Genomic DNA, 5,700 nt, shown 5'->3' with positions numbered 1-5,700 from the left:
CGGCGTCGCGGCAATCAGACCGAGCGGGCGTTCGGGCGGGCGGTCCAGGACGCCGCCGAGATCCTGGTGCCGGTGGCCGGCACGCTGGAGGCGATGGTCCTCGGCGGCGACGGCCAGGCCGTCCGGACGGTGCTCGCCGACCCCGCCCTGGCCGCGCTGGGCACCGTCGTCGCACGACACCAGCACTCGGTGCTGAGCGTGCCCGACCCGAACCTGCGGGTGCTGCGGGACAGCCTGCCGATGTTCCGGGCCGTCACCATCCGGCTCAACGCCGAGGCTCGCGCACCGGTGGACGGTTAGCGCCTACGCAGCGCGACGACCAAGCCGGCCAGCACGGCCAGCACGGCCGCGGCACCGAGCGCGATCCAGGTGCCGGTCTGATCGGGGGTCAGATTGCTGCCGTCGTCGGACGGATCGTCGGCGGAATCGCCGGCCGAGGGGGAACTCGGAGACGGCCTCGACGAACCCACCGTGGGGCTCGGCGAGGCGGCGGCCGTGGTCGCCTGCGGAACCGGGGCTGCGGCCAGGCCCATGGTCGGCGCGCTCAACCCGAAGGTGAGCAGCAGCATCGCACCCACGGCCACGAGCACGCGGCAAACCCTTACTCGCCCCGACATATGACTCCTTCCGCGGACGCGACGCACACTCTAACGGGTCGCGCCATCGGGCCAGGCTCAACTCACCAGCGCGCCCAGCAGCGCCAGCAGCACCAGGACGACCAGCACTCCGGTGACGATCACGCGCCGCGTTCTCGGGTTCACCAGGCCAATCTATGTCGCAGCCGGGGAGCGACGGGTACCTTGTGGCTATGGGCGAGTTGCGGCTCTACGCGATCGGGGTGGACGAGGTCCGCGACGTGTTCTGCGCCTCACCCGAACTGGCCGCGGAGTTCCGCCGCATCGTCGCCGACGAGTTCCCGCCGCAGACCACGCCGAAGGCCCCCGGAATGCTGGGCAAACTCGGTCCGCTGTTCCGTAAGCCGGCCGGGGCCGTGTTGGTCCGGCCGGACACCCCGGTCGAGTCCGATGTCGCGGATCTGCTGGCCGGGCGATTCATCGCCCCCGAGCGCCAGCCGGTGGCCTGGCGGCTGATCGAGTGCTACCTCGCCGCCACCGCCTGGAGCGGGCATCGCATCGCGTTGGACATGAACCGGTTCAACGATCTGGAGTTCGATCTGGCGCGGGCCGGCCTCGACCCGCGCTTCGGGCTCGGCAAGCTGGTGAATCGTGAACTGGGGGTGCCGCTGCAGACCTATCCCGGCCTGTCCACCGGTTACACCCCGCACGCGGTCGCCCTGGATGCGGCGTCCGCATGGCGCAACGCGCTGCCGCAACTGTCACCGCCGAACCGTGCGGTGGCCGAGCCGTACGCCGCCTGGCTCGCCCAGTTCCACCACTACGTCCAGGCGGCACCCTCGCGCGGGCGTCCGGTGCCCGACCTGATCGTCGTCTACCGGGCGCAGTAGCCGTCAGCCCAGCAGCGCCATGATCGCGCCCTGCGCGAAGTAGATGACGAACAGCCCCGCCACCAGGTACATCAGCGGATGCACCGCCCGCGCCTTGCCGCGGACCAGTTTGATCAGCGTGTAGCTGATGAAACCCGCGCCGATGCCGGCGGTGATCGAGTAGGTGAACGGCATCAACGCCAGCGTCAGGAAGGCCGGAATGCCCTCCTCCGGGTCGTCCCAGTCGACGTGCGTCACCTGCGACATCATCAGGAAGCCGACGAAGAACAGCGCCGGTGCCGCCGCCTCCGACGGGACCATGTTCACCAGCGGGGCCAGGAACAGGCTGAGCAGGAAGGCCGCGCCGGTGACCACCGAGGCCAAGCCCGTCCGGGCACCTTCGCCGACGCCGGCCGCGGACTCGATGTAGGAGGTGTTCGACGACACCGAACCGACACCACCGGCCATCGCCGCGATCGAGTCGACCAGCAGGATCTGCTGGGTGCGCGGCGGGTTGCCCGTTTCATCCAGCAACCCGCCCTCGGCGCCCACCGCCACCACGGTGCCCATGGTGTCGAAGAAGTCGGCCAGCAGCAGCGAGAAGACGATCAGCACCAGGCCCAGGACGGCGCCGAAACCTCCGGCCGCGGCGAACCCGCCGAACAGGTCGACCCGTCCGATCAGGCCCAGGTCAGGCATCGTGAACGCAGTGAACTGCGGCACGTTCAGCATCCAGCCGGTCGGGTTGTCGGTGGCGTCATGGGCTCCGATGTGAGCCACCGCCTCGACGACCACCGACAGCACCGTGCCGGACAGGATGGCGATCAGCATCGCGCCCTTCACGTGCCGCACGAACAGCAGCACCAGGATGCCGAGGGTGATCAGGAAGATGCCGATCGGCCAGCCCTGCAGCGAGCCGCCGATCCCCAGTTCGACCGGCGTCCCGGACGCCTTGCGCACCACCCCGGCATCCACCAGTCCGATGAACGCGATGAACAGGCCGATACCGACCGAGATGCCGGCCCGCAGCGACCGGGGCACGGCCCGGAACACCGCCTGCCGAAAACCGGTCAGCACCAGGATGGTGATGATCACGCCTTCCCACACGACCAGCCCCATCGCCTGGGCCCAGGTCATCTGCGGGGCCAGCACATAGGCCAGCACCGCGTTCAGCCCAAGACCGGTGGCCAGGCCGATCGGGAACCGGCCGTAGACGCCCATCAGAATCGTCATCAGCCCGGCGATCAGCGCGGTCGCCGCAGCCACCATCGCGATCGAGGTGGCGACATTGGCGCCGATCACCTCGCCGGCGGCGTCCAGCTTCGGCAGACCGGACAGCAGCAGGCCGTTGACGTCGGTGGCGGTGCCGATGATCAGCGGGTTGAGGGCCAGGATGTAGGCCATCGTGAAGAAGGTGACCAGCCCGCCGCGGACCTCGCGGGCCAGGTTGGAACCCCTCTTGGTGATCTCGAAGTACGCGTCCAGCCCGGACGACCGGGTGGTGGGCGGAGCCGACGTGGTGGAGCTATTGGCCATGACGAAGAACCTAGGCGCGGCTGCCGGTCCCGCTTCGCACGTCTCAGGCGCGACACATTCCCTTCACAACCCGCCTCTACAGTGGAGGCCGTGACTCACGACCACGAGCCCCACTTGCCCACCCTGCAGGCTCCGGTGAAGGCACTCGACCCGCATGGGGTGCAGATCGTCGGCCTGGGCACGATCCTGTTCATCCTCGGCACCCTGATCTGCTGGTGGCAGTTGCCCGCGCTGACGGCGTCCGGCCGGGGTTGGTGGTTCTCGACGGCCCTGGTGGGGGCAGGCATCGGCGTACTGGCGCTGGCGGTGCTACTGATCCTGCGCCGTATCCGGCTGCGCTGACCTTCCGTCGGTCAGCGATTGTCGCGGGGCTCCCAGGACACGTTCGTCGGACCGGTGTAGATCTGCCGCGGACGGTAGATGCGGCCCTTCGGATCGTCGTTGATCTCTTTCCAGTTCGCGATCCAGCCGGGCATCCGGCCGATCGCGAACATCACCGTGAACATCTCCAACGGAATGCCGATCGCCCGCAGCAGGATGCCGGAGTAGAAGTCGACGTTCGGGTACAGCTTGCGCTGGATGAAGTACTCGTCCTCGAGCGCCGCGGATTCCAGTTCGCGGGCGATGTCGAGCAGCGGATCGGTCCTCTCCTGCTGGGCGAGGACGCCGTCCACCGCCGTCTTCAGGATGCGGCTGCGCGGATCGAAATTCTTGTACACCCGGTGGCCGAAGCCCATCAGCTTGACCCCGGCGTCCTTGTTCTTCACCCGCTTCACGAACTCGGACACCGGCATGCCCGAGTCCTGGATCTGCTGCAGCATCTGCACCGCCGCCACGTTGGCGCCGCCGTGCAGCGGACCCCACAGCGCACACACCCCGGCCGCGCAGCTGGCGAACAGATTCGCCTTCGAGGACGCCACCATGCGCACCGTCGAGGTCGAGCAGTTCTGCTCGTGGTCGGCATGCAGCAACAGGAACAGGTTGAGCGCCGCCGCCACCTCGGGGGTCGCCTCGTAGTTGCGATAGGGCACCGAGAACATCATGTGCAGGAAGTTCTCGGCGTACTTCAGGTCATAACGGGGGTAGACCAGCGGCTCACCGATCGACGCCTTGTAGGACGCCGCCGCGATGGTGCGCACCTTCGACATCAGCAGCGCCGCGGCGCGCTCCATGTCGGAGTCGTCGTGAATGTCCATCACCCCGTGGTCGTGGGCACTGAGGGTGTTGATCATCGCCGACAGGATGGCCATCGGCGGCGCGGTCTGCGGGAAGGCGTGGAAGTGCTTGCGCATCACCTCGTCGATCATCGCCGACTCACTGAGCAGGCCGGCGAACCGGTCTCGCTCCTCAGGGGTCGGCAGGCTGCCGAAGATCACCAGCCATGCCGTCTCCACGAACGAGGACTTGCCGGCCAGCTCTTCGATCGGAATGCCCCGGTAGCGCAGGATGCCGGCGTCGCCGTCGATGTAGGTGACCGCCGAACGGCACGAGCCGGTGTTGCCGTAGCCGTCGTCCAGGGTGATGTAACCGCTGGTCGCTCGAAGCTTGGAGATGTCGATCGCGCGCTCACCTTCGGAGCCCACGAAGGTGTCCAGTTCGTAGACGTTGCCGTCGACTTCGAGTCGGGCCGTTCCTGACATGTGAGCTCCTTCGCGTCAACCGTGCCGGTGTGGGGCACACGATAACGGGTGATCGCTACCGGCCGTCGCACGGACCACTCACAAGACGGGCCGCTCAGAAGATCCCCTTGTCGACCCCCAGAGTGTCCCAGGCCGGCATCGGCAGCTGTTCGGCGCGACTCACCTCGGTGGTGTCGGAATGTGCACCGCAACCGTGGTCACGGCTGACCACCCGGCCGTCGCTCGGCGTGTACTCGTTGGCGCAGGCGCCGAAGACCCGGCCCAGCGCACCCGACAGCGCGACGAAATAGGCGCAGGTCTCGCATGCGCCGGTCGCCTGGGCGGTCATCGGGTTGTCCGGGCCACCGTCGCCGGCGAGCCAACGCTCGGCGGCCTGGTCGCGGCCCAGGGGCGACAACACCCGCTCGCGGCCCAGCCCCAGCTCGGCGACCAGCGCGCGGGTAGCGGACCATTCGGCCGGCTCCATGTCGGGCGGCATGTCGGCGGCGGTGAAGCCGGGTTCGACCCGCGGGTCGTTGTCGGGTGTCGGCATGATCACGCCGGGAGCCAGGTCGCCCGGGCCGATCCGCTCCGACCAGGGCACCCAGGCCGGCGCCCGCAGCGCACCCTCGCCGGGCATCAGGGTGACCTCGTTGACCGTCACCACCCGGGCCCGGGACGCCCGCACCACCGTCACCTGCCACGTCCACCCCGGGTAGCCGGGATGCGGGCAGGCGAACAGGTGGGTAGCCACCCGGGTGTCGTCGGCGACCACCCCGAGATGCTCGCCGACGCCCATCGCGCCGGCCCGGTTGACCGCCGCTGTGCGCGCCAGCTCGACCGCCTCCGCACAGGCGCGGTCCAGCGTCTCGGACGCCCGCACGCTCAGAGCTCCAACTCGTCGGCGACCGCGCGCAGCACCGAGGCCACCTTGCCGGCCACCTTCGGATCGGGATGCCGGCCGCGGCGGTAGCCGTTGCCCAAGCCGTCCAGCATCTTGATCAGGTCCTCGACGATGACGGCCATCGCGTCCGGCGACTTGCGGGACGCCTTGGACAGCGACGGCGGCGCCTCGAGCAGCTGGACGCTGAGCGCCTGCTC

General features: G+C 69.0%; 7 protein-coding genes and 1 pseudogene. 3 read left to right on the top strand and 5 right to left on the bottom strand.

Annotated elements, in window-relative coordinates:
* A partial coding sequence (locus Q0066_RS14980) for a Vms1/Ankzf1 family peptidyl-tRNA hydrolase (RefSeq protein WP_298134346.1) occupies positions 1-300 on the top strand: 300 nt, incomplete at its 5' end.
* Here the strand turns inward: Q0066_RS14980 and Q0066_RS14975 are convergent.
* Complete coding sequence (locus Q0066_RS14975; RefSeq protein ID WP_298134344.1) at positions 297-590, bottom strand: hypothetical protein; 294 nt, start codon at positions 588-590, stop codon at positions 297-299. The two genes, Q0066_RS14980 and Q0066_RS14975, sit on opposite strands and share 4 nt — an antisense overlap.
* A gap of 218 nt (positions 591-808) precedes the next feature.
* On the opposite strand from Q0066_RS14975, the gene Q0066_RS14970 reads away from it, so the two are divergent.
* Positions 809-1,465 (top strand): hypothetical protein, encoded by a 657-nt coding sequence (locus tag Q0066_RS14970; protein WP_298134341.1) that lies wholly within the window; start codon positions 809-811, stop codon positions 1,463-1,465.
* A 3-nt stretch (positions 1,466-1,468) separates the two neighbouring features.
* On the opposite strand, the gene Q0066_RS14965 is transcribed toward Q0066_RS14970, so the two are convergent.
* Complete coding sequence (locus Q0066_RS14965; RefSeq protein WP_298134339.1) at positions 1,469-2,980, bottom strand: NCS2 family permease; 1,512 nt, start codon at positions 2,978-2,980, stop codon at positions 1,469-1,471.
* Positions 2,981-3,070: 90 nt separating this feature from the next.
* Between Q0066_RS14965 and Q0066_RS14960 the strand changes: the two genes are divergently transcribed.
* Positions 3,071-3,322 (top strand): DUF2530 domain-containing protein, encoded by a 252-nt coding sequence (locus tag Q0066_RS14960; RefSeq protein WP_298134336.1) that lies wholly within the window; start codon positions 3,071-3,073, stop codon positions 3,320-3,322.
* 11 nt (positions 3,323-3,333) lie between these two features.
* Here the strand turns inward: Q0066_RS14960 and Q0066_RS14955 are convergent, their stop codons facing one another.
* The 3 genes and pseudogenes from Q0066_RS14955 to Q0066_RS14945 form a co-directional block, all read right to left on the bottom strand.
* On the bottom strand, positions 3,334-4,620 hold the full coding sequence (locus Q0066_RS14955; protein ID WP_298134333.1) for a citrate synthase: 1,287 nt from the start codon (positions 4,618-4,620) through the stop codon (positions 3,334-3,336).
* Positions 4,621-4,714: 94 nt separating this feature from the next.
* Positions 4,715-5,482 (bottom strand): DUF3027 domain-containing protein, encoded by a 768-nt coding sequence (locus Q0066_RS14950; RefSeq protein ID WP_298134331.1) that lies wholly within the window; start codon positions 5,480-5,482, stop codon positions 4,715-4,717.
* Positions 5,483-5,484: 2 nt separating this feature from the next.
* Positions 5,485-5,700 (bottom strand): annotated as a pseudogene (locus Q0066_RS14945) (cold-shock protein); the annotation flags it as partial.

Source organism: Micropruina sp., assembly GCF_027492755.1.
In the GTDB taxonomy this organism is placed as follows: Bacteria; Actinomycetota; Actinomycetes; order Propionibacteriales; family Propionibacteriaceae; genus Micropruina.
Note: the sequence above shows the minus strand (reverse complement) of the source record. Positions and strands in the feature narration are given on the sequence as shown.

Bases quoted from the DNA above. Each gene is read 5' to 3' on its own strand.
- Q0066_RS14970 (WP_298134341.1), top strand. From the start codon at position 809: ATGGGCGAGTTGCGGCTCTACGCGATCGGGGTGGACGAGGTCCGCGAC.
- Q0066_RS14965 (WP_298134339.1), bottom strand. From the start codon at position 2,980: ATGGCCAATAGCTCCACCACGTCGGCTCCGCCCACCACCCGGTCGTCC.
- Q0066_RS14955 (WP_298134333.1), bottom strand. From the start codon at position 4,620: ATGTCAGGAACGGCCCGACTCGAAGTCGACGGCAACGTCTACGAACTG.